Consider the following 15,207-nt stretch of genomic DNA (forward strand, 5'->3'; position numbering starts at 1 on the left):
CAGCAGCGTGGTCCCGTACGGGCGGCACGGGCAGCGGCTCCCGGCGAGCGGAACGAAGTCTCAGCCCGGCGGGTTCTCCGAGCCGGCCCGTGCCAGGTGCGCCCGCGCACGTTCCAGGCGCGCGGCCGGTGGGTCGGCCGCGGTCAGGTCGATCGACACGGTGACCGTCTCCCCGTCGCTCTCCCTCCGCTGCGGGAGCTGCAGCGTCCGCAGCAGGCCGAGCATCGCCGCGTTGCCGGTCAGCACGTCGGCCACGATGGTGTGCAGTCCGGCCTCGCGCCCCACGTCGACGAGTCGCTCGAGCATCAGCCGGCCGAGGCCCTGGTGCTGCAGCGCGTCGTCGATGACGACGGCGAGCTCCGCGCTGCGCTCGCCCGGCCGTCCCTCGTACCGGGCGACGGCGACCAGATCGGTGCCCCGCATCGCCACGAGGGCGAACCGTGCCCGGCCGTCGACGCGGGTGAATCGCTCGACATCCGCGGGTGCGAGATGCGGCCGCGCCCCGAAGTAGCGGCGGTAGATTGAGTCGGCGGACAGGCGGGCGTGCAGGGCCACGAGCGCGTCGCCATCCGCCGGCCTGATGGGGCGGACCTCGAGCGGCGTGCCGTCGCGCAGCAGGACCTCGTCCCGGGGCGATCCGGTCTCCATGGCGCCCTCTAGCCCCGCGCCGCGTCGAGCACGGTCCGGGCCGCCTCGGCGGCTGTCTTCGCGGCCACCTCGACCGGCAGCGCCCGGAACTCCGGAGTGTTGACCTCCACGCACCACGGGCCCGCGAAACCGGTCGCCTGCACCGCCCGCACCAGACCGACCACGTCCAGCTCACCGTGTCCGGGCAGCCGCCGGGCGGCCCGGGCCTGCTGCAGGAAGTCGGCGTGCACCCGCGGGCCGTCGTTGAGCTGCACCGCGGCGACGCCGGCCCCTGGCAGGTCGTCGAGCGCGTCCAGCCCGGCGCCGCCGTTGAAGAAGTGCCAGACGTCGACCATCAGCCCGGCGTTGGCGGCTCCTGCCCGCCGCAGGAGGTCGACGGCGGCGCCGACGTCGGGCAGCGCCGACCACGGGAACGCCTCCAGCGCGACGAGCAGGCCCCGCTCCCCCAGCCGTCCGGCCAGCTCGGCCAGCCGCGCCGCTGCGGCCTCCGGCTCCAGGTCGCCCGGGCGGAACTCCCCCGCGGTGACGTGCCGGCCGCCCAGGCCGGCGGCAACGGCCTCCACGCCGGCCACGACGTCGTCGGCGGCGACCGGTTCGAGCGCCCAGCCCCCCAGGAACTCGATCTCCACCAGGCGCAGCCCCGCGCCGTCGAGCAGCGCGCGCATCCCCGCCACGTCCAGCCCCGACGCCCGCGTGCGGGCGAGATCGTCCACGTGCAGCCCGAGGCCGGAGAACCCGGCAGCCGCGGCCGCCTCGCAGCGCCGTTCGAAGCCGTGCCGCGGCGGTTCGCCGAATCCGGCGCCGGACAGGGTGAAGAAGCTGGCGACGAGTTCCGGGTCGCCGTCCGAACCGGTCGCCTGCTCAGCCACGATAGGCGGCGGCCTCGACCATGAACCGGGCGTTCTCGCCCGGGCGGCCGAAGGCGGCGGACTCGATCGCCGACCGCGCCGGACGGTGGTTCCCGAAGCGCTCGGCCCAGACCTCGTTGAAGACCGGCCGGTCGCGCTGGAGGTCCCGCATGACGATGCCGACCCGCACGACGTCGGTCAGCGCGGCACCGCCGGCGGCGAGGATGGCGGCCAGGTTGTCGAACAGCTGCTCGGCCTCGGCGCGGGCGTCCTCGGGGATCGCGCGTTCCTTCGGGTCCGCCCCGAACAATGCGGAGACGTGGATCCAGCCACCCGCCTCCACGGCCTGCGGGACCGGTCCGACGTGTGCCGGGGCGTCGTCGGTGTGGATGATCCGCACGGTGCCTCCTAGATCGACCAGTGGACGGTGAGCTCGCGCCGGGCTCCGAAACGCTCCAGGTGGCGGGCCAGGACGTCCTGCACGCGGGCGAGCGACTCGTCGTCCGCAGCGGTCGCCTCGAGCACGAGCCGCCCGGCCTCCGGCCGGACGATGCCGACGCCGTAGGCGAACAGCAGCCGTCCGCCCTCGGGCACCCCGTCGACCGGCTCGACGGTGTTCTTCCGCCCGAGGTGCGCCAGCAACTGCTTGGCGTAGCGCTCGGGTGCGTCGGTGACGACGGCGGTGATGGATGTGGGCACGGTTCCTCCTCCGCTGGCAGCGCCGCCGAGCCCTCCGGCTAGGCGCCGTGGACCTCGATCGCACCGAGACCGTCGAACTCGAACGTGACGCTGCCGCCCGGCACGACCGGCACCGGTGCGGTCACCCCTCCGGAGAACACGAGGTGGCCGGCCCTCAGGCCCTCTCCCTCGGCCGCGAGCTCGTTCGCCAGCCAGGCCACCGACGCCGCCGGGTGTCCCATCACCGCCGCACCCGCGGCCGTCATCGCGACCTCGCCGTCCACCCGGACGACGCAGCCGAGCAGCCGCAGGTCCCCCAGGTCGTCCGGGCGGCGGGCGACCGGCCCCAGGTAGAACGCCCCGGCGCTCGCGTTGTCGGCCACGACGTCCGAGAGGGTGAACCGGAAGCTCTCGTACCGGGAGTCGAGCACGTCGACGGCGCCGAACACGACGTCCGTGGCCGCGAGCACCGAGGTGACCGTGGCCGGCGCCTCGATGTCCCGGGCGAGGAGGAAGGCGATCTCGGACTCCACGCGGGGATGGATGAACCGGTCGAGCCGCACCGGGTCGCCGTGGGTGGCGAGCATGCTGCTGGTGACCCGCCCGTACAGCGGCGCGTCCAGCCCCATGGCCTGCTGCTTGTTGCGGCTGGTCAGGCCGAGCTTGTACCCGACGAACGTCTCCCCCGCGTCCAGCTTCGACTGCACGAACAGCTGCTGGGCGCGGTACGCGGTGGCGGTGTCGACGTCGGGGTGGTCGTCGCTGATCTGCGCGATCCCCTTCCGGTCGCGCTCGGCCGCGATGAGGATGTCGGCGATCCCCTGGGCGTCGATGGCTCCGTCCGACGGCACGACGGGCCTAGTCCGAGAAGCGCACGGTCACGGGCCCGAGGTGGTCGAACTCCGCCCGGAACACGTCTCCCGGCTGCACCGGCACCATCTTGTGCACCGCACCCGGCAGCACGATGTCACCGGCCTTGAGGCCCGAGCCGAAACTGCCGAGCTTGTTGGCCAGCCAGGCGACGCACCGCGCCGGATTGCCCAGGGCCGCGGCGCCGGCCCCGGTGTCGATCACTTCCCCGTTCCGGGACACGACCACCCCGAGGAGGCGGAGGTCGAGCTCGGTCACCGGCCGCATCCGCCCACCGACCACCAGCAGTCCCGACGACGCGTTGTCGGCGACGGTGTCGATGAGCTTGATCTTCCAGTCGGCGACCCGGCTGTCGACCACCTCCACCGCCGGCAGAGCGCCGGCGATGGCGTCGAGCGCGGTCGGCGTGCTGACCCCGGGGCCGGCGAGGTCGCGCGCCATGACGAACGCGAGCTCCGCCTCGACGCGGGGCTGCACGAGCCGGGACAGCGCGATGAGATCGCCGTCCTCGACGATCATCTCGTCGGTCAGGACGCCGAAGTCCGGCTCGTCCACGCCCAGCAGGTCCTGCATCGGTTTCGACGTCAGACCGACCTTGCGGCCGATGATCCGCTGACCGGCCGCGATGCGGCGGTCGATGTTGATCGTCTGGATCGCGTAGGCGTCCTCGATCGCGAGGTCGCTGTGGCGGTCGGTCAGCGGGGCGATCGGCTCGGCCGTCCGGTCCGCCTCCCACAGTTCGTCGGCGAGCTCCTGGTGACGGGCGTCGGTGGACACACCGGCAGCCTGTCGGCTCGTGGCGAGGGGCGGCAACGCCCGCCGGTGAAGTTCCGTGCAGTGGGAACGGACGCTCACCCGGTGGTCGACAGGGCGGCCAGCCGCGCGGCCAGTTCGCGCCGTCGCGCGATGCCCAGCTTCTGGAAGGCGTTGCGCAGGTGGTACTCCACCGTCTTCACGCTCACCACCAGCTCCCCGGCGATCTCCCGGTTGGTCCGGCCCGCTGCCGCGAGGCGGGCCACGACGATCTCCTGGGAGGTGAGGGCGGTGGAGTCGCGGTCCTGCCGGGAGCCGGGATGAAGGCCTGACCCCGCCAGCTCGAGGGCGCAGCGGTGCGCCCACGGCGCGGCACCCAGGATCGAGAAGGTCCGCTGGGCCGCGACCAGGAGGTCGGCCGCCCGCCGGCGCTGACCTGCGCGCCGGAGGAACTGCCCGGCGGCCAGTTCGACCTTCGCCCGCTCGAAGGGATACCCCGCCCCGTTCGCCGCCGCCAGGGCATCGCCGAACGCCGCCTCCGCCCGGTCCGGACGGCGTGCGGCCGCCTCGACCCGCCCGCGGGCGCGCGCGAGCCGCGCCACGGCGGACTGCCGTCCGCGCGCCGCCGCCAGCGCCTCGTGCGGCCGGAGGAGTGCGTCCGCCTCCGCCACGCGACCGGTCGCCACGAGCGCCTCGGCATAGAGGTCGGCCCACGACCAGAAACCGGGCTCGTCCACGGCCGCCCGGATCGGGAAAGCGGGTACCGGCGCCAGGGCGGCGAGGACGCCGTCGACGTCCCCCCGTGATTCGGCGAGTCGGGCGCGGCTCACCGCGAGCGCGAGCACCGAGCGCTCGTAGTCGTCGGGCGGGGCGGCCCCGGGGCCGGTGAGCACCGCCTCGGCGACTGCCCACTCGCCCCGCGCGGCGGGGACGAGGGCCGCGATGCTGGTCACCATCGCCTGGAGGAAGCCCCACTGCGACTCGTCGTTGACCGCGACCGCCTGCCCGGCGTGGAGCACCGCATCGTCCCAGTCGCCCGCGAGGTAGTCGGCCCGGGACAGGCTGGCGAAGGCGAAGGCAGCCGTGTTGAGCACGCCGAGCTCCCGGGCCGTGGTCGCGACGGCGAGGAGATCCGTGCGGGCACCGGGGAGGTCGCCCGCCACCAGGCGCAGCATGCCGCGGGCGGACCGCGGCTGGAGCCAGCCGACGCCGGCGTCGCCCGGGTCCCCGTCGGCGTCCGCGGTCGCCGCCAGCGCCTCGGCCATGCGGCCGCTGTAGGCGAGGGAGTGGGCGAGGTAGGTCTGGGCCGTCTGCCTGGTGGCCGACCCCGGCTCGGCCAGCTCGATGGCCCGCAGACACCACTCGACGGCGCCGGCGGCGTCCAATCGCCCGTACCGGTGGATCCCGTACTGCAGCGCGATTCCGGCGGCCACGGGCGGGGCGGTGCTGGGTGCGCACTGCTCCCACGCGCTGCTCAGGAAGGACTCCGTGACGGCCGGCTCCCCGCGGGCCATCGCCAGCGAGCCCAGGACGAGGTCGCGGAGCGGACTGCCGGGCAGGGCGCGGACCGCGCCGGCGTGGGTCCCGGCGGTCGCGGCGTCGCCGGTCTGCAGCAGCCAGCTCACCGCACCGAGCAGCAGGCGCTGTTCCTCGTCGCGATCGGGGGCCAGGCGGGCGGCCTCCAGCCGATGGGCGGCAGCGCTCGGCCATGCCTGACGCAGCGCCTCGCGTTCGGCGAAGCCCGCCAGGTCGGCCGACAGTCCGGCGTCCCGTGCGGGTGCAGCGGCCACGCGGTGCCGCAGGGCGACGGACTCGTCGTCGACCAGTCCGGCCGCGGCGGCGTGCAGGGCCGTGCGCCGGGCGGGTCCGAGCACGTCGAGGAGCGCCGAGCGGACCAGTGGATGCGGGAAGGACAAGGTCCAGGGCACGCGTGCCGTCGATGGCGCGAGCAGTTCACACCCCGCGGCCTCGTCGACCGCCGCGACCGGATCGTCCACCTCGCCCAGTGCCGACACGAGAGGCAGCGGGCTGCGTGGCCCGAGCACCGCCGCGGCGTCGAGCAGTCGGCGCGCGTCCGCGCCGCACGCCTCGTAGCGGCGTTGCACGATCCGGCGGAAGGAGCGCGGCGAGGGCAGCGGCCGGTCCCCCGGCGCCCAGTCACCCGGAGGGAACTCCTCGAGCACCGCCCGGGCGTAGAGGGGGTTGCCCTGGGTGCCGGAGTGGAGTTGCTCCGCCGCGCTCCGGGCGAGGCGGCCCCGACCCAGCTCGGCTCCGAGGTTCCGGAGGTCCTCCTCGTCCAGCCCCTCGAGGTGCAGCACGCTGCCGCGCACCCCGGCGACGATCCGTCGAAGACCCTCGGGGAGCTCCGATGCCTCGGTGTCGCGCACGGCCAGCAGGACGAGCACGGGCTCGGCGACGAGGCGGCGCAGCGCGAACACGAGCGCCTTGAGCGACGGCTGGTCCACCCAGTGGACGTCGTCCACGACGAGCAGCACCGGAGCGTCGCCCTCGATGCCGCCGAGCAGCTGGAGCAGCCGCGACCCGACCGTCACCGCGTCGTCGACCGCCGTTCCCGGGGATCCGGCCGGGAGCAGGAGGCCGGCGCCGGCGGGCCCCGCTGACCTGGCGAGCTGGTCGACGACCCCGTAGGCGAGCAGGACCTCCGTCTCCTCACCGCTGGCCCGGAGCACGACCGGGGGCACGCCCTCGCCCGGGTCGGCGAGGAAGTGCGAGAGCAGCGCGGTCTTCCCGATCCCGGGAGGTCCCTGGATCTCCAGGATCTGAGGTTCGCCGTCCCGCGCCGCCGCGAGCCGCGTGCGCACCGCAGCCAGTTCGGGCTCTCGACCGACGAAGCCGTGCATGCGACCCCCGCGATCGGTGCCCTCTGGGGCGGGGGCGGCCGCGTCGCCCGACGGATGACGTCGCCGCAGGCTACCGCCTGACGAGGCTCAGCCGGCCTGGTCGACGTCCGCCACGGGCTGGGCTCCGTTCGGGACCGGCGCCTCGAGGACGGCGCGGTGCAACCGACGGCCCGTGTCGGTGTCGAGGAGCACGTCGTTCCAGTACGCCGCCACGGCACGCTGCGGCTCGGGGTCGTCGAGCTCGAGCACCGCGAGGCCGGTCAGGTCCAAGGGTGCCAGCGCCACGGAGTTGACCACGGCCACTCCCACTCCCGCCCGGGCCAGGGAGACGAGCGTCTGGGGCGTGTCAGCGGTGACCCGGGGCTGGGCGACCACGCCGCGCCGGGCGAGCAGGCGCACGAACTCCGACTCCCCGTCGCCGGACGCACGACAGACGAGCAGCGGCGCGCGCAGCAGCCGGTCCACCGTCACCAGGGATCCCCCGCGCGCCAGCTCGTGGTCGTCCCGAACCACGACGTGAAGGCACTCACGCCACAGCACCCGTTGACGGAGACCGGCGGCGGCCGGCTCTTCGAGCTGCGGGAGCACGGCCAGGGCCGCGCCGTCGGCGACGAACCGGCGCTCGACGTCGTGCCAGCTCCGCTCGGCCAGCTCGACCCGGAGGCCGGGCCGTTCGGCCGTCACCCGGGCCAGGACCCGCGGGAAGAGCGCGGCGCCGACACACGCGGTGGTGATCAGGGTGAGGCTGCGCTGGTCGAGACCCCGCAGCGCCGCGATCGCGGTCCGCGCCGTCCCGACCCCGGCCACGATGTCGCGGGCGTGCCGCGCGAACACCTCGCCCGCGGGCGTGGGGGCGACCGGCCGGCGGGTCCGGTCGAGCAGCCGGACCCCGAGCTGGCGCTCGAGCGAGGCGATGTGCGCACTCACCCGGGACTGCGAGCGGTGGATCTCCTCGGACGCGGCGGTGAAGCCGCCTCGCTCGACGACGGCGAGAAACGTCTCCAGCCAGTCGAGGTCCACGCGCACGAGCGTGCCCGGACGCCTCCTCGCTCGCCCCAGTGACGAACCCCAGGATCGCCCACCGAACCCCAGGTAAGGCGATCGCTCCATGCGTCTTCCGGATGGCCAGGGGGGTAAGACGCGCTGGTGACCGGCGCGGCCGCCATGCTTCCCTCCAGCGTGACGCCGATCACAGGACGCCCACGGAGGTCGTCCTCGAGTCTCAGCAGAGGGGCCACGATGGCCGGTAACTCCACGGAGTCAGGGCGCTCCGTCACGAACAAGATCACGTCGATCCTGATGACGTTCACCGAGGGCAGTGAACACACGCTCACGGAGATCTCGCGGCTGGCGGGCCTGCCGATCTCCACGGCGCACCGACTCACGTCCGAGCTGGCGTCCTGGCGTCTGCTCGAGCGCACGCCGGACGGCCGGTACCGGGCGGGGCTGGCCCTGCGCATGATGGGGACCGGCGACTCCTGCCAGCCGGCCCTCCGCGAGCGGGCGCCGTGCGTCCTGGAGGACCTCTCCCGGGTCACCCGCTGCCGCGCGCGGCTGGGGGTCCTGCACGAACTCGAGGTGGCCTACATCGAGAAGCAGCCGGGGCCGCGCCCGGTGTCCGGTTTCATGCCGGCGGCGACCTTGCCCGTGCACCCGACCGCGCTGGGGCGGGCGCTGCTCGCGTTCGCCCCGCCGAGCGTGGTGGAGATGACGATCCTCCGTGGTCTCCGCGCGTACACGCCGCACACGGTCACGGCACCCGACCGGTTCCGCCGAGCGCTCGCCGTGGTCCGGCTGACCCGTGTCGCGGTCACCCGGTTCGAGCTCGAGGCGACCAGCTGCGGTGTGGCGGTGCCGGTCTTCGGGCCGGGCGGCGAACTCGTGGCGGCGATCGAACTCACCGTGCCGGACCTGGGTCGGGAGCTGCAGCCGGTGATGGCGGCCCTGTCGATCGCCGCACGAAGCCTGTCCCGCGAACTCGGCGGAGGAGCATCGTCGCAGGCGGAGCCGGTCCGGGGGGTCTACGCCACCGTCCCCGAGCGCGTCGTCCAGAGCGTGGGCTGACCCGACGGGACGTCCGCCGCCGGGACCACCGACCCGGCCTCAGGTGCGGACGTAGGTCCCGGGCCCGTCGCCCAGGACAGGGTGCCGCACGCTGCCCGTGCCCGGCGGGTCCTGCATCGGGCCCGCGTGCTCCTTCGACCAGCTCGCCCAGTCCTCCCACCAGGATCCGCTGATCCGCTCGGCGGCCGACCGCCACTCCGCCGCCGTCGCGGGCAGCGCGTCGTCGGTGGGAGCGACCTGGTACCACGCCTTCGGGCCGGGAGGGTTGACGATGCCCGCGATGTGCCCGCCGCTGCTGAGCACGAACCGCACCGGCCCGCTCACCAGTCCGGTCGTCTTGTAGGACGACTCCCACGGCACGATGTGGTCGTTGACGGCGCTGACCACGTAGGCGGGGGCCTTGATTGCGCCGAGGTCGATCGCCTTCCCCGCGATCTCCAGAGTGCCTGCGGCCAGCTTGTTCTCCACGTAGAAGTTGCGCAGGTAGAAGGAGTGCATGGCGGCGGGCATCCGGGTGCCGTCGGCATTCCAGGCCAGGATGTCGAAGACCGGCGGATCCTCGCCCATGAGCCAGTTCGAGACCACGTAGTTGAAGATCAGGTCGTTGGCACGCAGCACGTCGAAGGTGCCGGCCATCGACGCCCCCTCCAGCACGCCCTCGCGCTGCATCTTGCGTTCGAGCTTGTCCACGGTGGCCCGGTCCGTGAACAGACCCAGCGCGCCGGGCTCGGCGTAGTCCAGCATGGTGTTGAACAGCGTCACCGTGCCGATCCGGCTGTCGCCGGACTGCGTCAGGTACGCGCTGGTGATCGCGGTGAGCGCACCGCCCAGGCAGAGACCGGCGATGTCGATCGTCTCGGCGCCGGTGACGTCCTGGATGACGTCGAGAGCGGTATGCGGACCGTGGACGAGGTAGTCGTCCATCGTGACGCCGGACCTCTCCTTCGACGCGTTCCGGTAGCTGATCGCAAAGACGGTCCGCCCGTGCTGCACCGCCCATTCGATGAAGCTGCGGCCCGGGGCGAGGTCCATCACGTAGTACTTGTTGATCCACGGAGGGCTGCAGAGCAGCGGGCTGGCGTGCACCCGAGGGGTCTGCGCCTCGTACTGCAGCAGTTCCATGAGGTCGTTGCGGTAGACCACCTTGGCCGGCGTGGCCGCGAGGTTGCGCCCGACCTCGAACGGCCGCATGTCGACCTGCCGGGGGCGCCCCTCGTTGTTGAGCAGGTCGTCGGTGAAGTTGCGCGCGCCTCGCAGCAGGCTCATCCCCGCCGTCTCGAACGCCCGCCTGAGGGCGGCCGGGTTCGTCGGGAGGAAGTTCGTCGGGGCGAGCGCGTCGAGCATCAGCTCGGTGGCCATCGCCGCCTTGCGCGTCGTCCCCTCGTCCAGCTCGGCGGCCCCCACCAGGTCGCGCGCCGCCCGGCAGGCTGCCAGATAGCTCAGGCGTACGCCCGCGAAGAACGGATTGCCGGTCCACGCCGGGTCGGCGAACCGGCGGTCCCTGGGATCGACGGGCACGGGAGGGGCGACGTTCCCACCGAGCCAGGAATCCATGGTGACGACCGGGACGCGCGCGAGGTCCGCGGCCAGTCGCACCGCCACCTGCGCCGACGCCGATGGATGGGCGACGCCGAACCGGAGGACCTGGGACAGCGCCTCGCCGAACCCGGCGGCGTCGGGGTCCTCGAACTGGCTGCTCTCGGGCGCCAGCACATCGGCGGCGCGCTCGCCGACCTCCCGAGGCGACGGGACCTGCTCCTGGGCCATCTGCTCATGCTGGACCGGAATCGCGCCTCTGGGACCCCCCTCCCGCTCATCGGAAGGAGAAGTGTCGTGCCGGGCCGACGAGGTTGCCGCTCGCGCCGGCGCTCCGGCCACGAGGTGCTGCCGCCCAGCACGAGACGTTCGCTGGCCGGAAACGTCTACACCACGACGCGGCCGGCGCGGGAGGCTGCTGGGATGGAGGAACGGAGCACCGATGACCGCTGAGACAGCCGTTGCGCCGCGTCAGAGGCCCGGCCGGACCGCGGGCCTGCGGACCGCGGTCGCCACGGTGTGCCTGTCGGGCACGCTGGAGGACAAGCTGGCCGCTGCGGCCGCCGCCGGCTTCGACGGCGTGGAGATCTTCGAGCCCGACTTCGTCGCCTCCCCGTGGTCGGCGGCGGAGGTGCGCTCGCGGTGCGCCGACCTGGGTCTGTCCATCGACCTCTACCAGCCGTTCCGTGACTTCGACGCCGACGACCCCGGCGTCCTGGCGGCGAACCTTCGCCGCGCGGAGCGCAAGTTCGACGTCATGGAGCAGCTCGGCACCGACCTGGTCCTGGTCTGCTCGTCGGTCTCACCGAACGCCCTCGACGACGACGAGCACATCGCCGATCAGCTGCACCGGCTCGCCGCGGCCGCCGGCGAACGGGGCCTGCGGATCTGCTACGAGGCGCTCGCGTGGGCCCGCTTCGTCAACACCTACGAGCGGTCGTGGGACATCGTCCGGACGGCCGACCATCCCGCGCTCGGGTTGTGCGTGGACAGCTTCCACATCCTGTCCCGAGGTTCCGACCCGGCCGGCATCGCCGACATCCCGGGCGAGAAGCTCTTCTTCCTGCAGCTGGCCGACGCCCCGCACATGAGCATGGACGTGCTGCAGTGGAGCCGCCACTACCGGTTGTTCCCCGGGCAAGGCGCGTTCGACCTTCCGGAGTTCCTCGGCCATGTCCTGACCGCCGGCTACACCGGCCCCCTGTCGCTCGAGGTCTTCAACGACGTCTTCCGGCAGGCCGACCCCGGCCGGGCGGCGCTCGACGCGCTGCGGTCCCTGCTCGCGCTCCAGGAGGAGACGGCGCCTCGGCTGTCGCCCGAGGTCCGGCAGCGCGTCCAGCTGCTCGAGCTCCCCCGTCCGCAGCGGCTCGACGGTCACGCCTTCGTGGAGCTGGCGGTGGATGGCGGCTCCGCGGGTCACGTGGAGGGGGCCCTCCAGTCACTCGGCTTCACCCGGACCGGGCAGCACCGCTCGAAGCCCGTGCAGCTGTGGGAGCAGGGCGACTCCCGGCTGTTGCTGAACGCCGCGACCGGACGCCCGGGAGCGTCCGTCGCGGCGCTGGGTGTCGAGACCGCGGACGCCGCGGGGTCCACCCGGCGGGCGGAGGCACTGCTCGCGCCTGTGCTGCCGCGGGTCAGGGGACAGGCGGAGGCCGACCTGTCGGCCGTGGCAGCCCCGGACGGCACGTCGGTCTTCTTCTGCACGACCGGGTCCGGCGCGTCGGGCTGGCGGGCCGACTTCGCCCCTACCGACGTGGACGGACCGGCCGGTGCTTCGCTCGGGATCACGCACGTGGACCACGTCGCCCTGGCGCAGCCGTTCGACCACTTCGACGAGGCGGCCCTGTTCTACCGGTCGGTGCTCGGTCTCCAGCCGCAGCACTCCTCGGAGGTGGCCGCGCCCTTCGGCCTCGTCCGGAACCGGACCGTCAGCGATCCGGCGGGAACCGTCCGGATCGGCATGAGCGTCTCGGTGCTGCGCCGTGGGACGGAGTGGCAGCCCGGCGTGACCGATCCCCAGCACGTGGCGTTCGCGGCGCGCGACGCGATCGCTGCCGCACGGGCGGCCCGGGCCGCGGGTGCCCCCCTGCTCGCCATCCCGGACAACTACTACGACGACCTCGATGCCCGGCTGGCGCCGCCGCCCGCCCTGCTCCAGCAGATGCGCGAACTCGGCGTCCTGTACGACCGGGACGCCGACGGTGAGTTCCTGCACTTCTACACGGAGATCCTCGGCGGCCGCCTGTTCTTCGAGATCGTGCAGCGGATCGGGGGCTACGCCGGGTACGGCGAGCTCAACGCCCCCGTTCGCATGGCCGCCCACCGCCGTCAGCGCGCAGCCGGGGCGACCGCCGGCCACGGGACGACGTGAGCGGCAAGCGCCGGCCGGGCGGGCGTGGATCCTCCGGGTCGACCCGCCGACCCCCTGCCCCACGCCGATCCCGGCAAGGAACCGCGACGACGCCCTACGGGGAGCCGAACGACGTCGACCTGCACCCCCGTGACCGCGGCCCCGTCCGCGCCTTCGTCCGGGACGTCGTCGACGCGCGCCGCGGGCCGGTCGGCCTCCTGTTGCCGGCCGCGGGCATCACCGTCACGTGCGCCTTCGCACCGGCCTCGGACCTGCAGCGGTACCTGCTGCTCGGCAGCCTCGTCCTGCTCGCCGCAGTCGCCGTCGACGCGGTCCTGCTGGGAGTGGAGGTCACCCGGCGGGCCCGCGCGCAGTTCCCCGGCGAGGACGTGCCGGGGCCGTCGACGGCCTGGTACGCCTTTCTGCGAGCGCACCGGTCACGCGGGGCCCGGCGCCCTCCCCCGAGGGTGATGCCGGGACGGCGGCCCTCTCCCCCGAGGTGAGCTCGCCCACGCCGGTCGGGTTCGCCGCATGAGTCGATCGCCGGCCGGCGGCGGCGACGCTCGCCGCCGAGCAGGGACTCCGGGCGGCCGCTGACGGTCGGCCCGCACCTCGCGGCGGGCGGCAGTGGTCGCCTGGGGCGTCGGGTCGTCGCACCTCCGGCGCTCGCGGGCCTACCGTGGAGGGGCGGTCGACCCGTCCCTTCCGGAGGCGCCGGAGCGGGGCGGCCCGTCGGTCGACACCACGCCACACAGAAGGGCGCTGCGCACATGCCGAGCAGATCCCCGGGGGCCATCGAGAGCTTCCGCCGGCGCGTCAGCGAATCGATGCTGCGCACGGGCACCGAGTTGGCCATCGATCAGCGTGAGATGGAAGCACGGATGGCGGCAGCGGACAATCGGAACACGGCATTCAGCAGCGCGCACGGGGCGGTCGCCATGGCCCGCTGGGCCGACTCGGCCGTCCTCTGGCTCGCCTGGCGCATCCATCCGCGCTCGTTCACGCCGCACCCCTAGCGAGGGCCGGCACGGCCTTAGCAGACGACGTCGACGGGTCGCCCGGTCCTCGCCGACTCGACGACCGCGTCGACCACGTGGAGGCTCTTCAGGCCGTCCCGGCCGCTGCAGATCGGCTCCGCCTCGCCGCGTATGACGGCCACGAAGTGCTCGACCTGGTTGGCCAGGGGATCGCTGCGCTCGAGCTCCATCGTGGACGTCTCGAACGGCTCCTCCCAGGAGCGCGTGCCAGGGAAGACCTGGAGGCGCATCGTCGGTACCGACAGTGATCCGGCGGTCCCGGCGAGGTGATAGCAGTCCTCGTCGGGATAGGCCGCGTAGCTTTCGTTCTCCTGCGAGGTCTGCTCCCACGACCGGGCCGACGCCGCCGTGTCGGACAGCAGGAAGGTGCCCAGCGCACCGTTGGCGAAGGTGAAGACCATCGCCGCGGTGTCCTCGACCGGGAAACCCCGGGTGGCGTCCGACGTCGTCGCCTGCACCCGGACGACGTCGCCGACCAGGGACTGCAGGTTGTTCACGTCGTGGATGAGGTTGAGCAGGATCGGCCCGCCGCCCGGCTGTCGTCGCCAGCCGCCGTTGACGTCGAAGTAGCCGTCGGGCTTGTGGAACAGCGCGGTGCCCACGACGGCGACGATCGAGCCCAGCAACCCGCTCTGCACGATCTCGCGTGCCCTGACCATGATCGGGCTGTAGTTGCGGTGGTGCCCGGTGAGCAGCGGGACGCCGGCGGCCTCGGCCGCCTCGACCAGGCGGGTGGCGCCCTCGACCGTGTCGCCGATCGGCTTCTCGACGATCACCGGCATCCCGGCCGCGACGCACTCGAGGCCGCCGTCGACGTGCACCTGGTTGGGAGTGGCGAGGATGACGCCGTCCGGCCTGTCCCGCTCGAACAGTTCCGTCAAGGAGCCGTAGAGCGGCACGCCGCACCTGTTCGCCACGTCGGGCCCGGTGGGGCCGGGGTCGACGACCGCCGCGATCTGGGCCGAACGGCTGGCGTCGATCTCCTCGAGATGCCGCTTGCCGATCAGGCCGGCGCCGGCCACGGCGATCCGCACCGGGGTGATGGTCAACTCCCCTGCTGGAACAGCTGGTGCAGTCCGTTGATCGCCAAGGGATAGCCGAGGACGCCGAACCCCACGACGATGCCCCGGGCCACCGGGGAGATGAACGAGTGGTGCCGGAACTCCTCGCGCTTGTGCACGTTCGAGATGTGCAGCTCGATCACCGGGAGCTCGGCCCCCTCGATCGCGTCGTGCAGCGCCACCGACGTGTGCGTGTGTGCGCCGGGGTTGTACACCGCACCGATCGAGTTCCCGGCCTTCACCTCACGCCCGGCCTCGTGGATCCAGTCGATGAGCTGGCCCTCGTGGTTGGACTGGCGGAACGTCAGATCCAGGCCGAGCCTACCGGCCTCCTGCTCGCACATCTTCTCGACGTCGGCGAGTGAGGTACTGCCGTACACCTCCGGCTTGCGCGTACCGAGCAGGTTCAGGTTGGGACCGTTGAGCACGAGCACGGACGTCATGACGCCTCCTTGAGGTCGGGCAACGAGAGCGGGCGGCCGGGCCGACGGAAGTCGACCC

The 15,207-nt window shown here is 73.4% G+C and carries 15 protein-coding genes; 4 read left to right on the forward strand and 11 right to left on the reverse strand.

What is annotated here, in order from left to right:
* Positions 1-60: 60 nt before the first annotated feature.
* From E4P39_RS06730 to E4P39_RS06765, 8 genes are all read right to left on the reverse strand, one after another.
* The gene (locus tag E4P39_RS06730; protein WP_135135603.1) at positions 61-648 is read right to left on the reverse strand and encodes a GNAT family N-acetyltransferase; all 588 of its coding nucleotides are present in this window, start codon (positions 646-648) and stop codon (positions 61-63) included.
* 8 nt (positions 649-656) lie between these two features.
* Positions 657-1,517: a TIM barrel protein gene (locus E4P39_RS06735; RefSeq protein ID WP_167761655.1), complete on the reverse strand. Its 861-nt coding sequence runs from the start codon at positions 1,515-1,517 to the stop codon at positions 657-659.
* On the reverse strand, positions 1,510-1,896 hold the full coding sequence (locus E4P39_RS06740) for a Rid family hydrolase (protein ID WP_167761656.1): 387 nt from the start codon (positions 1,894-1,896) through the stop codon (positions 1,510-1,512). The genes E4P39_RS06735 and E4P39_RS06740 overlap by 8 nt, the downstream gene beginning before the upstream one ends.
* 8 nt (positions 1,897-1,904) lie before the next feature.
* A complete protein-coding gene (locus E4P39_RS06745) occupies positions 1,905-2,195 on the reverse strand; it encodes a DUF2218 domain-containing protein (RefSeq protein ID WP_135135605.1) in 291 nt (96 codons plus the stop codon).
* Between the two features lie 38 nt (positions 2,196-2,233).
* Positions 2,234-3,025: a fumarylacetoacetate hydrolase family protein gene (locus E4P39_RS06750; RefSeq protein ID WP_209306392.1), complete on the reverse strand. Its 792-nt coding sequence runs from the start codon at positions 3,023-3,025 to the stop codon at positions 2,234-2,236.
* A gap of 7 nt (positions 3,026-3,032) precedes the next feature.
* A complete protein-coding gene (locus tag E4P39_RS06755) occupies positions 3,033-3,821 on the reverse strand; it encodes a fumarylacetoacetate hydrolase family protein (RefSeq protein WP_135135606.1) in 789 nt (262 codons plus the stop codon).
* A 74-nt stretch (positions 3,822-3,895) separates the two neighbouring features.
* Positions 3,896-6,658, reverse strand: a complete 2,763-nt coding sequence (locus tag E4P39_RS06760) for a LuxR family transcriptional regulator (RefSeq protein ID WP_135135607.1) — start codon at positions 6,656-6,658, stop codon at positions 3,896-3,898.
* An 87-nt stretch (positions 6,659-6,745) separates the two neighbouring features.
* Entirely contained in the window at positions 6,746-7,678 is a 933-nt protein-coding gene (locus E4P39_RS06765) for a LysR family transcriptional regulator (RefSeq protein ID WP_167761657.1), read from the reverse strand.
* A gap of 219 nt (positions 7,679-7,897) precedes the next feature.
* Here E4P39_RS06765 and E4P39_RS06770 point away from each other — a divergent pair, with 219 nt between their 5' ends.
* Entirely contained in the window at positions 7,898-8,722 is an 825-nt protein-coding gene (locus tag E4P39_RS06770) for an IclR family transcriptional regulator (protein ID WP_135135609.1), read from the forward strand.
* 39 nt (positions 8,723-8,761) lie between these two features.
* Here E4P39_RS06770 and E4P39_RS06775 read toward each other — a convergent pair whose 3' ends face one another.
* Positions 8,762-10,489: an alpha/beta fold hydrolase gene (locus tag E4P39_RS06775; RefSeq protein WP_135135610.1), complete on the reverse strand. Its 1,728-nt coding sequence runs from the start codon at positions 10,487-10,489 to the stop codon at positions 8,762-8,764.
* Between the two features lie 211 nt (positions 10,490-10,700).
* Here E4P39_RS06775 and E4P39_RS06780 point away from each other — a divergent pair, with 211 nt between their 5' ends.
* The 3 genes from E4P39_RS06780 to E4P39_RS06790 all read left to right on the forward strand — a co-directional run bounded on the left by E4P39_RS06780 (position 10,701) and on the right by E4P39_RS06790 (position 13,624).
* Entirely contained in the window at positions 10,701-12,629 is a 1,929-nt protein-coding gene (locus E4P39_RS06780) for a sugar phosphate isomerase/epimerase and 4-hydroxyphenylpyruvate domain-containing protein (protein WP_135135611.1), read from the forward strand.
* Positions 12,626-13,111, forward strand: coding sequence for a DUF3043 domain-containing protein (locus E4P39_RS06785; protein WP_135135612.1), 486 nt, complete (start codon positions 12,626-12,628; stop codon positions 13,109-13,111). Before E4P39_RS06780 ends, E4P39_RS06785 begins: the two co-directional genes overlap by 4 nt.
* Before the next feature lie 267 nt (positions 13,112-13,378).
* Positions 13,379-13,624, forward strand: a complete 246-nt coding sequence (locus tag E4P39_RS06790) for a hypothetical protein (protein ID WP_135135613.1) — start codon at positions 13,379-13,381, stop codon at positions 13,622-13,624.
* Positions 13,625-13,641: 17 nt separating this feature from the next.
* Here E4P39_RS06790 and E4P39_RS06795 read toward each other — a convergent pair whose 3' ends face one another.
* Positions 13,642-14,694, reverse strand: a complete 1,053-nt coding sequence (locus tag E4P39_RS06795; protein WP_209306393.1) for a Gfo/Idh/MocA family oxidoreductase — start codon at positions 14,692-14,694, stop codon at positions 13,642-13,644.
* Positions 14,691-15,149 (reverse strand): type II 3-dehydroquinate dehydratase, encoded by a 459-nt coding sequence (gene aroQ, locus E4P39_RS06800; RefSeq protein WP_135135614.1) that lies wholly within the window; start codon positions 15,147-15,149, stop codon positions 14,691-14,693. The genes E4P39_RS06795 and aroQ overlap by 4 nt, the downstream gene beginning before the upstream one ends.
* Between the last annotated feature and the right edge of the window lie 58 nt (positions 15,150-15,207).

The organism is Blastococcus sp. CT_GayMR19 (genome assembly GCF_004570385.1).
In the GTDB taxonomy this organism is placed as follows: Bacteria; Actinomycetota; Actinomycetes; order Mycobacteriales; family Geodermatophilaceae; genus Blastococcus_B.

Excerpts from the sequence above, each read along its gene's own strand:
- E4P39_RS06760 (WP_135135607.1), bottom strand. The coding sequence starts at position 6,658 with ATGCACGGCTTCGTCGGTCGAGAGCCCGAACTGGCTGCGGTGCGCACG.
- aroQ (WP_135135614.1), bottom strand. The coding sequence starts at position 15,149 with ATGACGTCCGTGCTCGTGCTCAACGGTCCCAACCTGAACCTGCTCGGT.
- E4P39_RS06780 (WP_135135611.1), top strand. The coding sequence starts at position 10,701 with ATGACCGCTGAGACAGCCGTTGCGCCGCGTCAGAGGCCCGGCCGGACC.
- E4P39_RS06770 (WP_135135609.1), top strand. The coding sequence starts at position 7,898 with ATGGCCGGTAACTCCACGGAGTCAGGGCGCTCCGTCACGAACAAGATC.
- E4P39_RS06790 (WP_135135613.1), top strand. The coding sequence starts at position 13,379 with ATGCCGAGCAGATCCCCGGGGGCCATCGAGAGCTTCCGCCGGCGCGTC.
- E4P39_RS06775 (WP_135135610.1), bottom strand. The coding sequence starts at position 10,489 with ATGGCCCAGGAGCAGGTCCCGTCGCCTCGGGAGGTCGGCGAGCGCGCC.
- E4P39_RS06730 (WP_135135603.1), bottom strand. The coding sequence starts at position 648 with ATGGAGACCGGATCGCCCCGGGACGAGGTCCTGCTGCGCGACGGCACG.